Annotated in this window: 20 protein-coding genes; 2 read left to right on the plus strand and 18 right to left on the minus strand. The window is 53.1% G+C overall.

Translation table 11 applies throughout. The features are described 5' to 3' along the window. Nucleotides 1-41: 41 nt before the first annotated feature. A complete protein-coding gene (locus tag PCO85_13635; protein ID WJV52286.1) occupies nucleotides 42-1514 on the minus strand; it encodes an aldehyde dehydrogenase family protein in 1473 nt (490 codons plus the stop codon). Between the two features lie 654 nt (nucleotides 1515-2168). Between PCO85_13635 and PCO85_13640 the strand changes: the two genes are divergently transcribed. Further along, entirely contained in the window at nucleotides 2169-2459 is a 291-nt protein-coding gene (locus tag PCO85_13640) for a hypothetical protein (GenBank protein WJV52287.1), read from the plus strand. A 6-nt stretch (nucleotides 2460-2465) separates the two neighbouring features. Here PCO85_13640 and PCO85_13645 read toward each other — a convergent pair whose 3' ends face one another. Further along, the gene (locus PCO85_13645; protein WJV52288.1) at nucleotides 2466-2999 is read right to left on the minus strand and encodes a DinB family protein; all 534 of its coding nucleotides are present in this window, start codon (nucleotides 2997-2999) and stop codon (nucleotides 2466-2468) included. Nucleotides 3000-3253: 254 nt separating this feature from the next. Here PCO85_13645 and PCO85_13650 point away from each other — a divergent pair, with 254 nt between their 5' ends. Further along, complete coding sequence (locus PCO85_13650) at nucleotides 3254-4312, plus strand: MBL fold metallo-hydrolase (protein WJV52289.1); 1059 nt, start codon at nucleotides 3254-3256, stop codon at nucleotides 4310-4312. A gap of 106 nt (nucleotides 4313-4418) precedes the next feature. Here the strand turns inward: PCO85_13650 and phnE (PCO85_13655) are convergent, their stop codons facing one another. The 16 genes from phnE (PCO85_13655) to patD form a co-directional block, all read right to left on the minus strand. Then, nucleotides 4419-5357: a phosphonate ABC transporter, permease protein PhnE gene (gene phnE, locus PCO85_13655; GenBank protein ID WJV52290.1), complete on the minus strand. Its 939-nt coding sequence runs from the start codon at nucleotides 5355-5357 to the stop codon at nucleotides 4419-4421. Then, nucleotides 5354-6217, minus strand: coding sequence for a phosphonate ABC transporter, permease protein PhnE (gene phnE / locus PCO85_13660; GenBank protein WJV56086.1), 864 nt, complete (start codon nucleotides 6215-6217; stop codon nucleotides 5354-5356). The genes phnE (PCO85_13655) and phnE (PCO85_13660) overlap by 4 nt, the downstream gene beginning before the upstream one ends. Nucleotides 6218-6279: 62 nt before the next feature. Beyond that, complete coding sequence (gene phnD, locus PCO85_13665; GenBank protein WJV52291.1) at nucleotides 6280-7209, minus strand: phosphonate ABC transporter substrate-binding protein; 930 nt, start codon at nucleotides 7207-7209, stop codon at nucleotides 6280-6282. A 58-nt stretch (nucleotides 7210-7267) separates the two neighbouring features. Further along, nucleotides 7268-8101, minus strand: coding sequence for a phosphonate ABC transporter ATP-binding protein (phnC, locus tag PCO85_13670; GenBank protein ID WJV52292.1), 834 nt, complete (start codon nucleotides 8099-8101; stop codon nucleotides 7268-7270). A gap of 156 nt (nucleotides 8102-8257) precedes the next feature. Continuing rightward, nucleotides 8258-9007, minus strand: coding sequence for a phosphonate metabolism protein PhnP (gene phnP, locus PCO85_13675; protein ID WJV56087.1), 750 nt, complete (start codon nucleotides 9005-9007; stop codon nucleotides 8258-8260). Next, the gene (gene phnN / locus PCO85_13680; protein ID WJV52293.1) at nucleotides 9007-9540 is read right to left on the minus strand and encodes a ribose 1,5-bisphosphokinase; all 534 of its coding nucleotides are present in this window, start codon (nucleotides 9538-9540) and stop codon (nucleotides 9007-9009) included. Before phnN ends, phnP begins: the two co-directional genes overlap by 1 nt. Continuing rightward, nucleotides 9540-10676, minus strand: a complete 1137-nt coding sequence (gene phnM, locus PCO85_13685; protein ID WJV52294.1) for an alpha-D-ribose 1-methylphosphonate 5-triphosphate diphosphatase — start codon at nucleotides 10674-10676, stop codon at nucleotides 9540-9542. Before phnM ends, phnN begins: the two co-directional genes overlap by 1 nt. After that, nucleotides 10673-11377, minus strand: a complete 705-nt coding sequence (phnL, locus tag PCO85_13690; GenBank protein ID WJV52295.1) for a phosphonate C-P lyase system protein PhnL — start codon at nucleotides 11375-11377, stop codon at nucleotides 10673-10675. The genes phnM and phnL overlap by 4 nt, the downstream gene beginning before the upstream one ends. 103 nt (nucleotides 11378-11480) lie before the next feature. After that, a complete protein-coding gene (gene phnK / locus PCO85_13695; protein WJV52296.1) occupies nucleotides 11481-12257 on the minus strand; it encodes a phosphonate C-P lyase system protein PhnK in 777 nt (258 codons plus the stop codon). After that, nucleotides 12244-13098, minus strand: a complete 855-nt coding sequence (locus PCO85_13700; protein ID WJV52297.1) for an alpha-D-ribose 1-methylphosphonate 5-phosphate C-P-lyase PhnJ — start codon at nucleotides 13096-13098, stop codon at nucleotides 12244-12246. The genes phnK and PCO85_13700 overlap by 14 nt, the downstream gene beginning before the upstream one ends. Then, on the minus strand, nucleotides 13076-14167 hold the full coding sequence (locus PCO85_13705) for a carbon-phosphorus lyase complex subunit PhnI (GenBank protein WJV52298.1): 1092 nt from the start codon (nucleotides 14165-14167) through the stop codon (nucleotides 13076-13078). Before PCO85_13705 ends, PCO85_13700 begins: the two co-directional genes overlap by 23 nt. Next, complete coding sequence (gene phnH / locus PCO85_13710) at nucleotides 14167-14742, minus strand: phosphonate C-P lyase system protein PhnH (protein ID WJV52299.1); 576 nt, start codon at nucleotides 14740-14742, stop codon at nucleotides 14167-14169. Before phnH ends, PCO85_13705 begins: the two co-directional genes overlap by 1 nt. Further along, nucleotides 14739-15188, minus strand: a complete 450-nt coding sequence (gene phnG, locus PCO85_13715; GenBank protein ID WJV52300.1) for a phosphonate C-P lyase system protein PhnG — start codon at nucleotides 15186-15188, stop codon at nucleotides 14739-14741. Before phnG ends, phnH begins: the two co-directional genes overlap by 4 nt. Then, entirely contained in the window at nucleotides 15189-15908 is a 720-nt protein-coding gene (gene phnF / locus PCO85_13720; protein ID WJV52301.1) for a phosphonate metabolism transcriptional regulator PhnF, read from the minus strand. A gap of 287 nt (nucleotides 15909-16195) precedes the next feature. Then, a complete protein-coding gene (ygjG, locus tag PCO85_13725) occupies nucleotides 16196-17614 on the minus strand; it encodes a putrescine aminotransferase (GenBank protein WJV52302.1) in 1419 nt (472 codons plus the stop codon). A gap of 294 nt (nucleotides 17615-17908) precedes the next feature. Next, nucleotides 17909-19333, minus strand: coding sequence for an aminobutyraldehyde dehydrogenase (gene patD / locus PCO85_13730; protein ID WJV52303.1), 1425 nt, complete (start codon nucleotides 19331-19333; stop codon nucleotides 17909-17911). Between the last annotated feature and the right edge of the window lie 778 nt (nucleotides 19334-20111).

Genomic DNA, 20111 nt, shown 5'->3' on the forward strand with positions numbered 1-20111 from the left:
TGCTACCTCAAAAAGTCAGAAATGGAGAACACCGCACTGATTCAAAAATCAATCAATACGCTTTTATCGCGGCGACAGCTTTCAAATGCCTGGCGGCCTAAATCCTTGCCAATCCCCGAACCATGAAAACCGCCAGTAGGAATAATAAAGTCACCGGAACGGCCATAACGGTTGATCCACACTGTACCGGCGGCGATACCCCGCATGGCACGTAAGGCACGCTGAATATTCAGGGTATGCACTCCGGCACACAGGCCGTATGTCGGATGCGCCGCCAGCGCCAGCCCCTCATCTTCATCGTCGAACAGTTGCACCGTGAGCACCGGGCCGAAAATCTCTTCAAGGACTGCCGGGTTATCCGACTGCACGCCAGCAATCAGCGTCGGTTGCCAGAAATAGCCATCACCGGTGGCGTCAAAACGGGCCCCACCCACCAGAACGTCTCCCCCTTCAGACCGGGCCGCAGACACCCGTTGTGCCACTTTCTGCGCTTGCCGGGCATCGATCAGCGGAGAATAACGGCTGCTCTCCAGCCAGGTCGCACCGGGACGTATCCTCTGACAACCGGCAATCAGCTTTTCAAGTAATGGACCCGCGATAGCGCGCTGTACAATCAAGCGAGTTCCGGCCACACAAGCCTGACCGCCGTTGGCGGTAAATCCCCGCAGGATACGTCCGGCTACCTCGTCAACATCCCCGGCGTCATCAAATACCAGTTGTGGGCTTTTGCCGCCCAACTCCAGCGTCACCGGCTTCATACCGTTGAACGCCGCGTCGCTCATGATGCGCGCGCCGGTCTGGGTCGAGCCGGTGAACGAGACTTTGCGGACCAGTGGATGTGCTACCAGAGCGGCGCCGGTTACTGCGCCGCTGCCCTGAATGATATTCAGCACACCGGGTGGCAGCCCCGCCTCCAACGCCAGTTCAGCCAGACGTACAGTAGAAAAGGGTGTCAGCTCAGAGGGTTTCAGCACCACCGCATTACCTGCCGCCAGCGCCGGACCACATTTCCAGGACGCCATCGACAGAGGAAAATTCCACGGTGTGATAGCACCAATAACCCCATAGGGTTCAGGTACCAACATGCCAAGGCTGGTATCGCGGGTAGAAAACAGGTCACCGCTATACTTATCAGCGCACTCGGCATAAAAGCGAATGGCTTCGGCGGTAAAAGGAATTTCGTGTTGACGCACATCGGTAATAGGACGGGTTGAGCCCACCGCTTCAAGCTGGCCAAGATAATCCGCATCAGCTTCGATCAAGTCAGCCCAGCGCCGTAATACGACAGCACGCTGACGCGGCGGACAACGACTCCAGCCACTCGTCTTCAGTGCACTATCCGCCAACGTAACGGCCTCATCCACTAACTGGGTATTCGCTTCATGTAAATCCGCATAAGGCTGACCATCTGACGGACGCATTACCGTGATTGAGTTGCCTTGCCCCACCCGTTGCCGCCCGTCAATAAAATGACTGGCAGGCAGTGCGACACTATCGGGATTGAAACTCAACATAACCTGCGCCTTATAGTTGAATGCACTGTTTATCGTCACCATTTTTCACGATGACGGTGTAGTCGCGTCGTTGAAAAATACGTTCAATTATCAGATAAGTTTTAATTATTTAAGTCACATCGCGGCGTTAACTTATCCCCAACCTTACGTTAACTTTCCGTTTAATTTCTGTTTTGACTAATGCAGAAAGTATGCCAGCCGATAAAAAATAATAATGCGTAAAAACGGAGCCAAAAAAATTTTATGCCGTTATGAACGGTAAAATTTTCCAGATACGCCGACCAACTAATTACATGATTTTAATAAAAAATAAATGCACTATCACAATGCAATTAATTCACTACTTGCACCATTTAGGACCAATTGATTCTCGCGGACAATACGCTGAAAACATGGGGGGAAAAATAAAAGGGAAGAAACGCCAATCTGGATTAATTCTGTCGGCGTTTTAACAATTACATTAATTAGGGCAATAAATAATTAATAAAATTTATCTGATAATCCACCGCATTTACAACCAGTACTGCCTGAACCTGCCGTCACATCTCGCAACAAAAAATCAATATTTACTCATTATCTCTAAACCCATTCTGATAGCCGAATAATACGAGGTCGCCACACTGAAAAGGATGTCAACCACAGAAGGTCACTATCATGCTATCAAGAAGACGCATATCTCGACTTGGCTACCGACCAGACCTGCCGGATATCCGCGATCACCACTACGCACCTGCTCTTGCTGTCCTGCATAGTCTGCCACCCGCAATGGAGCTGGCTGTCGATTTTTCAGCGTATAACCAGGGAGAACTAGGTTCTTGCACCGCCAATGCACTGGCCGCCACCAAACCACCAGCAAATTGCCATAAAGAAGCGCGACAGTATGTCAACACCACCATTACAGCGGTTCAGCCCGGTATGCCGCGTCGTACAATGCAGGTTACATAACCGCCCTCAATCATTGGAAATCAACATCAGCAGGTCAGTGGAGCCGATATCAATCCCTTCCTGCGACAATAGGGTTGCGACTTGTCCCCGGTGATGGGTTTGATGATTAAAAAAATGGACCAGTAAAGCAAAAAAGGGTTTGTTTGAAGCAATATCCTTCGTGTTTGAATATCTTAACCTGCTATCAAGATCCGCCTCGGTTAACAAACCGATCCATTCACGGATAGTGAGATCAAGCTGTTTGCGGTGTTGCCACAGGCTCTCTATATCGGCGAATAATATTTGCGCCAATGCTGTCGGCATGGGTTGAACCCGGACAAAATCTAATGCCGGGTTGTTCGGCAGATGATTGGCAAAACGTTTAAGCCACAAGGTATCAGCCACGACCAGATGATTCAGTGTCCCCAGGATAGAGCCAAAGAAAGCTTTTTTGTCCTCACTCAGCTGAGTGGGCGATAAACATCTGGCAGCCTCATAGATCTTGGTGTTCATCCACTGGTTGTATTCCGCCAATAGTTGGATATGTCCGGTTCGCGTCATTGTCATCTCCAGACAGATGTTAATTAAACGGTCAGCTCATAGGGTCAAAGGCATCATCCGACCCTCTATTTTTAACCCATTCATGGCCAGTTCATGTGAGAACAGCGCTCACCACTCAGCATTTACCATCCACATCAGGCATTGACCACCCGCACACATTGCCGGGTGTGCAACATGAGAGCATGCTATTTTTGAACTTTACCATAGCTTATCGACCGAAGATAAATGCTGGACAGATGATTCCCGGAGGCTGTATGTCGAACCAGACCGTTGACCATTATTCTGCTGAAACCGGGCGGTTTTATAATCCTCGAAAAACCACCGCGCCGCGCCTGAGCCTGAGAGAAAGCCTGTCGTTACTCTTCAAACTGGGGTTCGATACCGCCTCACGCATCCCGACTGGCAAACTCCCCGACATTCAACCGGACATGACTACCTTTCTGGCGCCGGCCGACCACCTGAAATTTATCTGGTTCGGGCATTCCACACTACTGCTGAATCTGGAAGGGAAAATCATGCTTGTCGATCCGGTGTTTTCCGCCACCGTTTCGCCTTTCAGTTTTATGTTTCGACGATTCCAGCCAGCAGCGATAACGCTGGATGAACTACCAAAAGTGGATATCATCCTGATTTCCCACGATCATTATGATCATCTGGATAAGAAAGCCATTAGGTTCTTTCTCAACCAGGAAACCGCATTCATCGTGCCGCTCAAGGTCGGTAAGCATTTACAGAAATGGGGGATTGAGCGCTCACGCATTCAGGAGCTCGATTGGTATGACACCCTGCGCTACGGCAACCTGACATTCACCGCCACCCCGGCCCGTCATTTTTCCGGCCGTAGTCCCTTTGCGCATAATAAAACCCTGTGGGTTTCCTGGGTGATCCAGAGTCAGTCCGAACGGATTTTTTTCAGTGGCGACTCCAGCTACGACACCCACTTTAAAGACATCGGCGAACGTTTCGGCCCGTTTGACCTCGCCTTCATGGAAAATGGTCAATATGACCGGCGCTGGCCGGATGCGCACATGATGCCGGAAAATACCATTCAGGCGGTGCAGGATATACAGGCAAACGTGTTTGTGCCCATCCACTGGGGGATGTTCACCCTCTCATTCCATCATTGGTCGGAACCGGTGATTCGCACCAGCCAGTTGGCGAGCGAGCGACAGCTCACTATGCTGACCCCACGACTGGGTGAGATTGCCACCAAACATCTGTCCCCCGTCTCACCTGCCTGGTGGGAGAGGGTACAGCACGTTGATGGCGTATTGGACGCCGCCGTACCTTCACAGGAAACCCAGGTGGAATAGCCCGTGATGTCGATGTATTCCTGCATGCATCAACGATCTACCCAGTCGTTGGTTTTGCCCGATAAACCACAAAACCAACTATCGAAAAAATGACTAGCCTGACAGATCAGCGCGGTTTTAAAGGCGGCGCGCTATTTGTCTGACGCGGCCCGGTGAGAAACGGTTTTTCCTGATACAACGCAATGGGCAAACCAATGATATAACGCTGGCGTAACCGGGAAGAGAGGTAATCCATTAGCATGACGACCACGACCAGAATCAGGGTGATAAACATCACCACATCCCAGTTCCACAACCGCATGTTTTCAGCGTAAACCAAGCCGACACCACCCGCTCCCACGAAGCCCAGGACAGCGGCCGAGCGAACGTTAGATTCCATCTGATAAAGGCTAAGCGCCAGTAAGGTAGGAAAGGATTGTGTGAAAATACCAAAACGATGCTTTTGCAGGCTATTCGCCCCCACCGCCGTCAATCCCCGACTGGGTGAGCGCTCCACGGCTTCATGACCTTCGGCGTACAGTTTACCCAGCAGGCCGGTATCCTGCATGATGATCGACAGCACGCCGGCCAGCGGCCCCATTCCGACGGCGCGGACAAAAATCAACCCCCAGATAGCCATATCAATGCCACGTAATGTATCCAGCACTCGTCTCACCAGCACTGCCAGCGGTCGTTGCACTGGCGTTATCATCACATTGCGGGCGGCCAAAAAAGAGAGCGGCAACGCCATCAAGGTCGCCGTCAACGTACCGACAAACACAATGGCAAGCGTGATCAATATCTGCATCAGGTAATAGCCAAAAGGCCAGTTAAGGAAATCGCGCCAGACAAACATACTCATGAAATAGTGGCCAATTTCACCGCTTCCCTGTAACCACTGTGCCCAGCTGATACCAAAAAAGACAAAAAAATAGAGGTAATAGAGCACGATCGCGACAGCCAACAGACCAAGACGGAACAAGTAACGCCGTTGTATGCTAAACAGTTCGTGGTGTTGCTGTTTTACTACGGACAATTCCACCTGCGGCGCGTTTGTCAGCTTCATTTTTCCCCCTCCACCACTCGACGGCGCAACTTGCCGGAGAGTGCGTCCAGGACGAAGACCACCAGCACAATCTGTAGCATCGTCATACTGACCTGATCGTAACGATCCAGTTTAATGTTGGTCATGAGTTCCTGCCCGATACCGCCCGCCCCCACCAGACCGAGAATGGTGGACTGACGGAAATTGATTTCCAGTCGCATAAAGCTGTAAGACAGAAAAACCGGCTTTACCTGCGGCCACATCCCGAAACGCATACGTTGCAGGACACTGGCCCCACAGGCCGCCAGACCTCGTACCGGTTTGCCGGATGCAGTTTCAATCGCTTCATAAAATAGCTTGGTCAAACTACCGACAGTGTGCAGCGCCAGCGCCAGAAAGCCCGGTATGGCGCCGATGCCAAACGCCATAACAAACATCACCGCCCAGGCCAGTTCCGGCATGGTACGTAGAAAAGCCACCAGAGTGCGGACAGTAAAACGCACCCCCGGTGGACTTTGCGTGTTATTGGCCGCCAGAAATGCCAGCACCGTCGCTACCATCACCGAAAACACAGTGGAGGCCAGCGCCAGTTGCACGGTTTCCCAAATCAACGGCAGTTGGATTGGCAGACGATAACCCCAGTAGGCCAGCGACCCCTGTGTATGACCATCCGCCAATAGCAGCTTCCAGTGCAGCACCGGCAGCGTCTCTGACAGATAATCCAGAAAATGAGGAAACGCCACCAGAATGGTACGCGGATTAAATTCCGCTATATGACCCGCGCCCAGATACAGCAGAACCAGCATCAGCGACCAGAGTAGAGAATCACGCGTCTGTCGCCCGCGTATCTGTTGGTAATAGTGTTCAAAGTCAGGGTTCAACATGCTGTCATCGCCTGTTATCAGGCCGCCCATTCAGATGGCGGCCTGTATTCACCGTTCTGTCAACGACCGCCGCTGATCAGTTCGCGTTTCAGTTCGATGATCGTTTTATAGTCATCCAGCGTGGCATCGCCAATGTGCTGCTTGCCACCCATCGCTTTCACGAAACAGGCATGGTCTTGCTTATCCAGCGTTTTTACCGCAGCAATCAGTTTGGCTTTGAACGCTGCCGGCAGCGCATTGCTCACCAGTATCGGACCGTTAGGGATCAGCGGTGATTCCCAGATAATGCGGATTTGTTTCATCAAATCCGGGTGATCCATGCGAATCAGGCGAGTAAAGGCACCACTGGAATACCCGGTGTTATAATTACCCACCATTGATGTCCAGGTCACCGCACCAGCAAACTGGCCATTCAGCACGCCCAGAATGTCCTGCTCATGTCCGCCCGAGAATGTGGTGCTGGAAAAAAAGTGGTTATACTGATTATCCGTCGTGCCACCAAATTTCTGTTTGAACGAGTGGTTAGGGATCAGGTAGCCAGAGGTGGAATCTGGATCAGCGAAACCAAACGCCTTACCTTTCAGATCTTCCAGTTTTTTGTAGGGACTGTCAGCCTTGACAATAACCACTGAGTGGTAACCGCGAGACTGATCAGTGTCATCCACCGCGATACCCGCGATATCCACCGCTTTTGGATCTTTGATGTAGACCGAAGCAAACGCTGACGGTGACATACTCAGCACCAGATCGATTTTCTTGCCCAGCAATCCCTGAATTACGCCGGAATAGTCGGATGCGTTGCGCATCTTGGTATCCACATTCAATGTCTTGTCCAGAAAATCTTTGACGCACTGATTGTCGCCAATCTGCTGCGTGGCATTCTGCCCACCCAGAATACCCAGGTTAAGCTCTCTCGGTGCATCGGCAGCAAAAGCGTTGGCCGCAAACATTGCAGCTAACATCGTGGTCAAACGAACAATTTTTTTCATCGGTTCTCGCCTATGTGTAGTCATGTCAAAGATAGTGGTCATGCCAAAAGTGGCGTTATTAGTGGAGTTGATTAATCTCATCGCCATAGAGAGTGTGAAGCAAAGCGTCGGTTAACTCAGCGGGATGACCGTCAAACAGAATACGTCCTTTAGCGATGCCGATCGCCCGCGTACAGTACTCTTTTACCAGTTCAACGGAGTGGAGATTCACCACCACGGTGATGCCGTTGTCACTCACCTGACGCAGGACATCCATGATGCGTTGGGTATTTTTGGGGTCGAGCGATGCGACCGGTTCATCGGCCAGCAGAATATGGGGGTTTTGCATCAGCGCACGGCAGATGGCGACACGCTGCATCTGTCCACCGGAGAGATTTTCTGCCCGCTGCAACGCATGGGGTAGCATACTCATCCATTGCAGCAGGCCGATGGCATGCGCACGATCTTCATCAGAAAAGCATTTGAAAAAGGATTTAACAGGGGACGTCTGGCTCAACCGGCCAAGCAGGACATTGGTAAGCACATCAAGCCGCGGCACCAGGCAAAAATCCTGGAAAATCATCCCGCATTCACTGCGCCACTGCCGCATCTGGCGGCTGTTGAGTTGTGTGATGTCCTGTGTATCGCCATTGTCGCGGTAGTGCAGGATCTGGCCTTCACTGGCCGGGAGTGTACCATTCATGACATGCAACAGTGTTGACTTCCCTGCCCCAGAACGGCCAATCACCGCCACCATTTCACCACTGTGCAGATCAAAATTGAGGTCATCCAGTACCCGTTGCTGCGCCGTATAAGCCTTACTTAACTGGCGGACTTCCAGCACTTTCTTCTGTGTAATCGGCTGGGAATGAACGTGCAGATAAGTCTCAGATTCCAACAGTACCTGTGTCATAGCTGTGCCATATCTCGTCAATCAGTGAACGGAATAGCTGCTATTAAGGGCATCACAGATGAAAGCTTCATGACAGATTCATGATTAAAAAATGAACATAGTGGAGAACGTGTCATGATTGGTGCCAATTAAGATGTAAAACACCACCAATTTGCATCAGGCATGCAGTATCAGACCATCCTCGGCGGTAGCTACTCTATCCGGTAGGGTATGCATCATTAACCAACTGTCCATTTCATGACTCAGGTGTGTCAGCCAGGTTTGCGCTGGATTAAGCGCCTCATGAATGGCCAGTGCCCGGGTCAGGTCATTGTGATTTCGGGGCGGCGGTTCGCAAGGGGCGGCGGAGCAATCGACAATCAGATGCGTCAGCGCCCGTTCGCTCAGATAACGAAACGTCTCCGTCGGCAACCCGATCGTGTCCGTCAGGTACGCCAGCGTCTGGTGAGTATCTTCCAGCAAATAACCGAATGTCGGCCGCGAATGATTAAGTGGTAGCGGTGTCACGCGAAGTTCGCCTAATCGCAGCGTCTGGAACGGGGTCAGAAACGGTTTAAAATCCAACATCCCCGGATGCTTGTAGAGATCGTCGCAGCCCTGCATATCTGGCGGGCCATATACCGGGATTTTCTCCCCGATCCCCCAGCGTAGCGAAAACAGCCCCTGAACATGATCCATGTGGTAATGGGTTAGCACTATATGACTGATTTCGCCTGGACTGAAGCGCTGTTCCAGTCGCGGCAGCCCGGCATCCAACAACGTCGTTTCGTCGCCACAACGAATCGACGCGCTACAGGGACCGCGCCGGTAACGGTATTCACGCTGCGCCCGAACACACGCAGGACAGTCACAGCCAAACACCGGCACCTGCCGAACATCGCCGGTTCCCAGAAAAGTAAACTCCATCACGTTTTCTCCAGCAGTTGGCAAAATGCCAACAGGGTGTGTGATAACGGTCCATCATTCATCAATTGCTGACAATCGGCCGGCACCACATTATTGGCACGGCGCAGTCGTTGCTCAATCTCAGCAGCGCTCTCCCGTCCGCGTTGACGCAACCGCTGAGCCAACACCGAAGTAGAAACCTGTAGACACACTGGCAGCAGTTGTGCGCCATAACGCGCCTGAGCCTGATGCAGGGCAAACCGCGAGCCATTAGCCACCACATCCATCCCTTGGCCCAGCCAGACATCAATCTCAATGCCCAGACCGTAATAGTGCTGATGCGCCTGCCAGTGCAGCGCAAACAGCCCGTTGACCTGACGACAGATAAACTCCCTCTCACTAAGAGCGACATGATTCTCGCCCCCGGCATCGGCAGGACGGGTGATATAACGATGAGCCACCAGCAGGTCATCCAGTGCCTGCTGGCGTAGAGCCGCTAGTAATGAGTCCTTGCCAGAACCGGACGCACCCATCAGCCAGATAAGCCGTGCCATCAAAACACCTGTCGCCCTTGCGCCCACACATGCTGCACCCGCACCTGACCATGCGGCGCATGCGCCAGCACCAGGTCCGCCCGCTTTCCCTCGGCAATCTGACCGCGATCCGTCAACCCGATGGCCCGGGCCGGATTAGCAGAGACCAGCGCCACTGCCTGTGACAGAGTGAATCGGTTACTGTCATCGTCGGCGATACGGAATACCGCATCCAGCATACTGGCGGGATAATAGTCCGACGACAGAATATCCAGCAGGCCCAACGCAGCCAGATGATGCGCCGACACATTGCCGGAATGCGAACCACCGCGCACAATATTCGGTGCCCCCATCAGTACCTGCATACCGCATTGGTGAGAGGCGTGGGCCGCCACTTCGGTGGTGGGAAACTCCGCAATCATGCTGCCCAGCCCATGGGACTCCTCAACATGTTCAGCCGTGGCATCATCATGACTGGCCAGTGCAATACCGCGCTCACGACAGCAAGCGGCAATCGCCAACCGGTTCGGTTGAGACCAACGCCCCGCCAGACGACGCTGCTCCGCATCAAACGCATCCATTTCGTCATCATTCAGATGATATTTTCCCTGATAATATTCGCGATATTTTTCTGGCGAGGCGAACTGACGCTGCCCCGGCGAATGATCCATCAGGGATACCAGCGACAGATTTTGTGTATCCATCAGCGACTCAAACAGCGGCAGCGTGGAATCATGCGGTAACTCGCAACGCAGATGAAGACGATGTTCCGCCCGGTTCACACCCTGCTGTTGACTATGAACAATAGCGCTAATCATCCGTTGCAGATTATCCAGCCGGTGGCCGCCATCGCGTACATCACCAACCGCCACCGCATCCAGCACGGTGGTAATACCGCTGGCGACAATTAGCGCGTCGTGACTACTCATGGCAGAATGTGCTGGCCAATCTACCTTCGGGCGTGGCATGAAAAATTTGTCCAGGTTATCGGTATGCAACTCCACCAGCCCCGGTAATAACCAGCCATTCTCCCCGTCCAGCGCCTGTGGCAGCCGGCTAGGGGTATCGGAAATCGCACAAATCACGCCATCCCGGCATTCCAACGAACCGCTGACCACCTCATGGTCCATAACCATCCGTACATGATTGATAATCATAGCACTGGCTCCTGCATCACCGGGTCCATCACATACAGACGATCGGCTACTCTGGCACGCACTTCCGCATCATGAAATATCCCCACTACGGCAGCGCCACGTTCACGTGCCGCTTCGATTAGCATCACCACCGCGTCGCGGTTGGCATTGTCCAGTGAGGCAGTCGGTTCATCCAGCAGCAACACCGGATAGTCAGCAATAAAACCACGCGCGATGTTCACCCGTTGCTGCTCTCCGCCGGAAAAGGTGGACGGCGCCAACGACCACAGATGGGATGGCACATTCAGGCGCGACAACAGTGTCCGCGCCCGCTCTTCACACTCGCAGCGTTCCACTCCCCGCTCCAACAGCGGCTGCATGACCACCTCCAGTGTCGGAATACGTGGGATGACCCGTAAAAACTGGCTGACCCACCCCATAGTTTCCCGCCGTACTGCCAGCACCTCGCGGGCCGGGGCCGTCACCAGATCGACCCATTGTTGCTGATGGTGTACCCAGACATGGCCGCTGTCCGGTTGATAGTTGGCATACAGTGAACGTAGCAAGGTGGATTTCCCGCTACCGGAATGACCATGCAGCACCACACACTCCCCGGCCGCCACCGTCAGACTGGCGTCATGCAGCACGGGCAGTTGGGTGCCGTGCTGATTATGCAGCACAAAGGTTTTACACAGATTTTCGACGCGAAGCTGAATATTCATGGTTTTTACAACCTGTAGAGAAACATTATGGGTACCCGCAATATTGGTTCGGGCAAGCAAAACGACTCGTATCTATATATACCTGGTGACGTTCGTGTAAATGCTAGCTCAGCACCGATGACACCAGCAGTTGGGTATAGGAATGATGCGGATCATCCAGCACCCGATCGGTTAATCCACTTTCCACCACTTCACCTTGACGCATCACCAGCAAACGATGGGCCAGCAACCGGGCGACACCGAGATCGTGGGTCACGATCACCACCGACAGATTCAAATCCCGGACCAGATTGCGTAGCAGGTCAAGTAATCGCGCCTGTACCGACACATCCAGACCACCGGTAGGTTCATCCATAAATACCAGCCGGGGATGCGTCACCAGGTTACGGGCAATCTGTAGGCGTTGCTGCATACCACCGGAAAACGTGGTCGGCAGATCATCCAGTCGGGAAAGTGGAATTTCCACATCCGACAGCCATTGCCCGGCCTGACGACGGATATCACCATAATGCCGCTGTCCCATCGCCATCAGTCGTTCGCCGATATTTCCCCCGGCGGATACCTGTGGACGCAGACCGTCCATCGGATTTTGGTGTACCACGCCCCATTCGGCGCGCAACAGCCGGCGACGATCGCTCTCGCTCATGGCATATAAATCGCGTCCCCGATAGCAAACTTCACCGTGTTGCGGCGTCAGACGCGCCGACATCGCCTGCAACAACGTGGTTTTACCAGAACCAGATTCGCCAACAATACCCAGCACTTCACCGGGATAAATCTCCAATGACACATTGCTGAAACCCTTCCCCGGCGCATAAAGATGGGTGAGTTGTCGTACTGTCAGCAATGGTTGTTCAACAGCCTCGCTAGTGTGAGTCATGGCGCAGGGCCTCCTGACGTTGCTGGCAATAATCGGTATCAGAACAGACAAACAGTCGAGTGCCTTGGTTATCCATAACCACTTCATCCAGATAACTCTCCCGCGAACCGCATAGCTCGCACGGCTGCTCCCAGCGTTGTACGCTGAATGGGTGGTCATCAAAATCCAGGCTTTCCACTTTGGTATAAGGCGGTAAGGCGTAGATACGTTTCTCTCGTCCGGCACCGAATAACTGAAGCGCGGGCATCATGTGCAACTTGGGATTATCAAATTTCGGAATCGGTGACGGATCCATGACATAGCGATCATTCACCTTCACCGGATACGCATAGGTGGTGGCAATATGACCGAAGCGGGCAATATCTTCATACAACTTCACCTGCATAATGCCGTACTCCTCCAGTGCGTGCATTTTGCGGGTTTCCGTTTCCCGCGGTTCGATAAAACGCAGTGGTTCGGGGATCGGTACCTGATAAACCAGAATCTGATCTTCACGCAGCGGGGTTTCCGGAATGCGGTGACGGGTCTGAATCAACGTGGCTTGCGTGGTACGTTCAGTAACGGCAGCGCCACTGACACGCTGGAAAAAACGCCGGATAGATACCGCGTTGGTGGTATCGTCCGCCCCCTGATCGATCACTTTCAGTACATCCTGTTCGCCGATCAGACTGGCAGTCAGTTGAATACCCCCCGTGCCCCAGCCGTAGGGCATCGGCATTTCCCGTCCGCCAAACGGCACTTGATAACCGGGTATGGCCACCGCCTTGAGGATCGCCCGGCGCAGCGTGCGCTTGGTGTGTTCATCCAGATAGCCGGGGTTATAGCCGTTCAACGCTTTCATCCTTTCCCTCCTGATGTGCCTGACGTAAACGCCGTAACAGTTCCAGTTCGGCCTGAAAATCCACGTAATGCGGTAATTTGAGATGTGAAACAAAACCAGCGGCTTCGACATTATCTGCATGCGACAGTACGAACTCTTCATCCTGCGCCGGGCTAGTCACACGCTCGTTATACGCTTCAGCCTGCAAGGCACGATCCACCAGCGCCATCGCCATCGCTTTACGTTCGGCACGGCCGAATACCAGTCCGTAACCACGGGTGAAATACGGCGGCTCCTGTTCCGGCACCGTGAAGCCGTTCACCATTTCGCATTCCGTCAGCAAGATCTCACCCACCTCCAGTGAGAACCCCAGTTCTTCCGGCTCAATCTCTACCGTGACATAACCAGTACGAATTTCACCGGCAAACGGATGTGTGCGGCCATAACCCCGTTGGGTGGAATATCCCAGCGCCAGCAAAAAACCTTCATCGCCGCGTGCCAACTGTTGCAGGCGTGCGGAGCGGGAAGCGGGATACGAGGGAGGTTCACGGGTGATGTCCTGTGGTTCGCTGCCATCATCTTCCTCCCGGGCAGCGATGCCTTCCGACGTCATCAGCGAGAACATTGGCGGACATGGCTCAATCGGCGCATTGTCCGACGTCGACACCGATGGAGTCGCACCTTCCGCCAGTAAAGCAAAATCCAGCAGACGGTGGGTGTAATCATAAGTGGGGCCAAGCACCTGCCCGCCGGGTAGATCTTTGTAAACGGCCGAGATACGCCGTTCCAGACGCATCTGGCTACTGTCGAGCGGCACGCTGTCCGCCAGACGCGGCAAGGTCGTACGGTAAGCACGCAGCAGGAAAATGGCTTCCACCAGATCGCCACTGGCCTGTTTAATCGCCAGTGCCGCCAGTTGTCGGTCATAAATCCCGCCTTCGGTCATTACCCGATCCACCGCCAGACCCAGTTGCTGTTCAATTTGATCTACCGACAGTTCCGCCTGGTCGCTCGTTCCCCGGCGTAACTGCGCCTGTAACTGATGGGCAGCGTCGATCGCCTTTTCGCCCCCTTTAACCGCAACGTACATCAGGACACCTCCACATGCGTGGTGCGCGGCAGTGCCATCAGCGACTCACCACTGGTGAAAATAAAGTCAAATCCCAGCGGGAATGGGTGCGGCCGCTCACGCAAATAATGCAGCACACTTTCCGGCAGTTGTGGCGCGACACCGCGCGGTTCCGCCATTCCCGGCCCGCTAAGTGCCAATGGCAGCCCCCCGCCCAGACTGGGCACCTCCACAATGATCGAGGTGCTTTTTTCCGGGGCCAGTGCGTCACCGGCAGGAAAACCCGCCAGTGAAACTTGTGGCACTGACAGCAATAGCGCAAAATCCGCCTGCGCACGTTCAGTAACCAGTGTGCCAGTATGAAAGCGCAGATTAGTGAGCAGGGTTTCATCCTGTAATGCCGGATCCAGCCATAGCGGCGTTTCACGATCGACCAACGTCAGCAGCACCGCGGTCGCGGCTGGCGAAAGCGCGCCCCAACACGGCGAATGAGGGAGAGAAACAATCACCCCCGGTTCGCTCATGGCCTTTAAAATACGGCGGAAGGCGTATTGCGCGTCCCTGAACGGATGGGTAAAGCCAGCAAGTAGCGTCATTCATTGTCTCCACGAACCAAAGTAAAGAAATCCACCTTGCTACTGGCAATTTCCTGTGCCCGCTGCTGTAATTGCTCTGCGCGGGTTGCCGCCAACGGTACGATTAGCTGCTGATAAAGCGGCGTATCGGCACCCTGTTTTTGCAACAGGGCATCCACCAACGCACACAGCTCGGCGTGCGGTTTGTTACGTCCGATCACGTAGCTGTAACCACAAGTCCCATCATCAAGCCGTACTACTGCGCGAGTAAGGGTGACATCTCCCAATACAAAGCGTTTTCCAGTGCCACCCATGCGCCCTTGCACGCGCGCCAGTCCGGTCTCTGGTGCACGCAACACCTGGTAGCTATAGCGCAAACCCAGCTGTTGCCAGTGTTGTTGCATGACGTCCGGATCGCTGTGCGCCAGTATCGACATCCAGCGTTGTCTTGCCGTTTGTATTGCCATCTAGTGCTCCATGGTCAGTTCAATCATCTCTGCCCGAACCAGGCTGACGGAATACTCCGCCACGCGATCACTGTCGGTACAGATATTCAGGGTACGGATGCACAGCAGTGGCGACTGTGCCACCGTTTCCAGTAGCTGCCGCTCTTTCGCCTGCGCCGGACGGGCACTGATGCGGGTTTGGCGACGGGTTAACGGCTGGTGCAGTTCGCGGGCGATAAAGTCGTGCAGCGACCCGCTATGAAATTGCTGTAGTGCGGGCCACCAGTTGAGTTCCGGCAAATAATGGTCGATCACGCTGACCGGCACAGCATTGACCCGCCGCAGCGTACGCAGGTGAATCACGGGTTTCCCTTCCTGACAGCCTAATGCAGAAGCCACGTCGCTATTGCAGGGCCGCAACACAGCCAACAGACGTTCACTGGTGGGATGGCTGCCCTGCTCCATCAGATTCTGACTGAACCGGGCCTGAGCATGCAGCGGATAATCATAAGGGCGCATCAACACCAGGATACCGATGCCTCGACGGCGCTGAACCAGCCCTCTATTCACCAGTTCGTCCACCGCACGGCGTAATGTATGGCGGTTCACTGAGTAGCGATCCGCCAGTTGCTGCTCAGAAGGCAGGTAATCACCACTGCGATACCCCTTGCGCAGTTCCTCTTCCAACTGCGCGGCAATGGCTTGATATAGAGTGGTAGGATGTCTAGATAACTGAATCATTCAAAAAATCCCGTCATTGTCAGGTGAAAAACTCGTATCAGAAGAAAATCCATCAAATCGCTTGGAACAAGAACAAATACGCAGGGAAACAGCGGTGATTCGCATGACACTTACCTTGTATGGGTAATGTGCAACATGATGCCGACTGACTGTGACACTGAGGTGAAGGATGCATTGCGGGATAATGAAGAGATGTAACGGAGGGAAGACAAAAAAAAGCCAGTCAGATTACCGGACTGGCTTGTCACATCGTGACAGCACGACGTTGACAGAATTTCGCTGGTTTTTCACTGTATCGAAAGTTCCTCATCGATGAATTCTGGTTTAACCCCTGCCCGCTGCGTTTTCCATAACTTCTCCAGTGCCCGTTCTGCTTCAAGCAGAACATGGCAACACTGTTCATGGGTGATAGTCAGCGGTGGCTCAATACGGATCGACTTGGCATTGTTCAGCGTACCGGCCACCAACACTCGGCGTTGGAACAGTTCACTGGCAAAGGCATAACCGATCTCGTTCTTTTTAAACTCAATAGCCTGCAACAATCCCCGTCCGCGAACCTCGGCCACCAGCTCCGGATAACGTGCCGCCAGCCGTTTCAGCCCGGACAGCAGGAAGCTGCCTTGTTGCGCCGCCTGTTCAGGCAGATTGTCCCGCAACAGCACATTTATCGTTGCCAGCGCCGCCGCACAAGCCAGCGGATTGCCACCAAACGTAGTGGTATGCAGGAACGGGTTATCAAACAGCACCGAGAATACCGCTTCGGTTGCTACTGTCGCGCCAATCGGCATCACGCCGCCGCCCAGTGCCTTCGCCAGACAAAGAATATCGGGCTGAACACCATAATGTTGGCAGGCAAACATTTTTCCAGTACGTCCCATACCGGTCTGAACTTCGTCCAGAATCAGCAATGCCCCAATCTCGTCACACAGTGCACGCACCGCAGGCAAGTATTGATCCGGAGGCAAAATCACCCCACCTTCACCCTGAATCGGTTCCAGGATCACGGCGGCAATGCCTTCACCGTTACTTTGGCATTGATGAATCTGCTTTCTCATGGCGTCAATGTCACCAAAAGGCACATGATGGAACCCCGGCAACAGCGGCATGAAAGGTTTGCGGAATATCGGTTTGGCGGTAGCGGAGAGAGAACCCAGCGATTTACCGTGGAACGCCCCATGAGCGGCGATAAAACTGAATTTACCTTTTGGCCCCTGATACGCTTTCGCCAGCTTCAATGCCGCTTCCACTGCTTCCGTGCCACTGTTGGATAAAAAGCTGTATTTCAGGTTACCCGGCGTAATCGCCGCCAGCGTTTTTGCTAACATACCGCGTAGCGGGTCCAGCAATTCCTGGCTGTGCAACGGCTGTTTGGCAAGCTGTTTCTCAACGGCAGCCACCACGGTAGGGTTACGGTGGCCAACATTGAAAATGCCATAACCACCGAGACAGTCGAGATATTCATTACCTTGGGTATCGAGCAGGGTATTCGGGCCGCTGGCGCGCCACTCTACTGCGCCATAGCCACCGCCGCTGGTAACTGATTTCCGGTATTCGAGGAAACCAGGATTGACATATTCACGGAAGGAATTCAGTGTTTCCTGATTTAGTGTCTGTACATCCTCATCGGATAACACATCACTCATAATCCATTTAAGCGCCTGCTGAGAACACTCTAGCGGGTTGAGACAAGTCGGCAATCTGGACAAAATAGACTCCTTGCTTAACGGGTATCATGTGATACCAATTTAAGTAATGCACAGAACACGCCAGTTGCCCATCAAATTTTGAAATAAAAACTTTTCGCCTCTGGATAGAGGCTTTGTAAGATTAAATAAATAGGAACAATGCGGAACAGAGATAAAAACCCATATCAGTATTCTTCAGGATCAAATACCGCCAAAAACCCAGACCAAATGCACCATTAGTGGGCATACTGCCCACTAAAGCGCCACGAGTTATCAACAACACGATTTATCAATAACAATGGCGCTGGTTCTGAATCAATGTCGGATCATAATATGGCGCACCAGGGTGTAATCCTCCAGCCCGTACATGGACAGATCTTTGCCATAACCGGAAAGCTTTTGCCCACCGTGGGGCATTTCACTCACCAGCATGAAATGCGTGTTTACCCAGGTACAACCATATTGCAGCCTGGCCGCGATACGATGGGCACGGCCCACATCTTTTGTCCATATCGACGAGGCCAAACCATAGCCGGAGTCATTGGCCCATGCCACGACCTGGGCCTCGTCATCAAATGGGGTGATGGAAATTACTGGACCAAATACTTCCTGCTGCACGATTTCATCGTCCTGACGGGCATCGGCCAGCACTGTCGGTTGAAAATAGTAACCGCCGCCTGATACACGCGCCCCACCGGTAATGACCCGAATATGCGATTGTGCTTTGGCCCGTTCTACGAAACCAATCACACGTTCCAGTTGTCCGGCTGTGATCAGCGGCCCCAATTCAGTATCGTCATCCTGCGGATCACCCATATTCAGGGTAGAAACCGCTCTACCCAGCGCCGCGACCACTTCCTCATAGACTGGACGTTGCACATATAACCGACAGGCCGCCGTACAATCCTGACCCGCATTATAGAAACCAAAGCTCCGGATCCCCGCCACGACCTGCGCCAGATCGGCATCCGCAAATACAATGACTGGTGCCTTGCCGCCCAGCTCCATATGTGTGCGTTTAACACTGTCAGCGGTATGAGCCACAATGTGGGCACCGGTGGCGATAGAGCCCGTAAGCGATACCATGCGCACCAGTTTATGACCGGTTAAAGCATCACCGATATCTTTCCCCCGACCAAACAGGATGTTGACCACACCCGGCGGGAAAATATCTGCCAGCAGAGTGGCCAGATAAAAGGTGGTCAGCGGTGTCTGCTCTGCCGGTTTCATCACGACACAGTTGCCGGCGGCCAGCGCTGGAGCCAACTTCCATGCTGCCATCATCAGCGGATAATTCCAGGGTGCGATAGACGCGACAACGCCCACCGGATCACGGCGGACCATCGACGTGTGTCCTTCAAGATACTCACCGGCGGCTGACCCACTCAGACAACGGACTGCGCCGGCAAAAAAGCGAAAGACATCGACGACGGCCGGGATCTCATCGTTCAGTACCGCATGGTAGGGTTTACCACAGTTCAGCGATTCCAGTTTCGCCAGGGCTTGGGCATGCGTTTCAATCGCCTCAGCCACTGCCAGCAGCAGTGCGGCACGGGTTTTGGGTGATGTACGCCCCCAATGAACAAAGGCCGCGTCCGCCGCGTTCACCGCGTCATCGACCTGCGCCAAATCAGCCTGTGGAATAGCGGCGATCTCTTCACCGGTAGCAGGGTTGTACACCGCCAGATATTCGCCGTTTCCCGCAACCTGTTTACCATCAATAAGTAATTTGTCGTGCATAACACTCTCCCTTTGAGCAGAAATCTATCTGTGATGGACTGGCAAAATAGTTGTCACATTCAAAAAAGATGACGACCAGTTACTGACCAGCATCGATGTTTGTTGGCAACGTTGCCTTTACACCCAAGATCCCCAGGAATACCGCGCCTAAGGTCACTTCAGCGGCTTACACCGCTACGCCCATCGACGCACACGCCCTGATATCTGAGATATCTGAGATATCTGACTTTGTCAGCAGTCTGCTGATTCCGACCACCGGCTGACCGGTGTTTTTCGCATATATCTTGTATAGCGCTGCACAGCGCATTTCACCAGATATTACCCCGGTTCGATAACCAGATGAGCGAGATCAGATGAAGGGAGAGTAACAGCGGCTGTAACGGTAAACTGGCAAGGTCATATTGCAGAGGACGGAACATGAAAGTGCGGTGATTTTTACATATTTAAGCGGTTATCAAAACACGTCTATACCCGTCATACTTCAAGTTGCAGGTGTGTTGGCTGCGTTCGCTCACCCGAATCACTTACCTGAGTAAGCTCATCGGGATTTGCTCACTTGCCGCCTTCCTGCAACTCGAATTATTTTGGGCTTATACCGCCATTTATCGTCCATATTATACTAATAAGTTTTATATTATCTTCATTTTAATAACTAAAGATACTATTGAGTTTTCTAACCATCATCCTTGGAAAAATGTGAATCGCCCTCACATACCAGTACCAAGGGTTGAATCTGTCGCAATCGTTAATCATTATCATCTATTGATGAGATAATAAA

Source organism: Prodigiosinella aquatilis (genome assembly GCA_030388725.1).
GTDB classification, from domain to species: domain Bacteria; phylum Pseudomonadota; class Gammaproteobacteria; order Enterobacterales; family Enterobacteriaceae; genus Prodigiosinella; species Prodigiosinella aquatilis.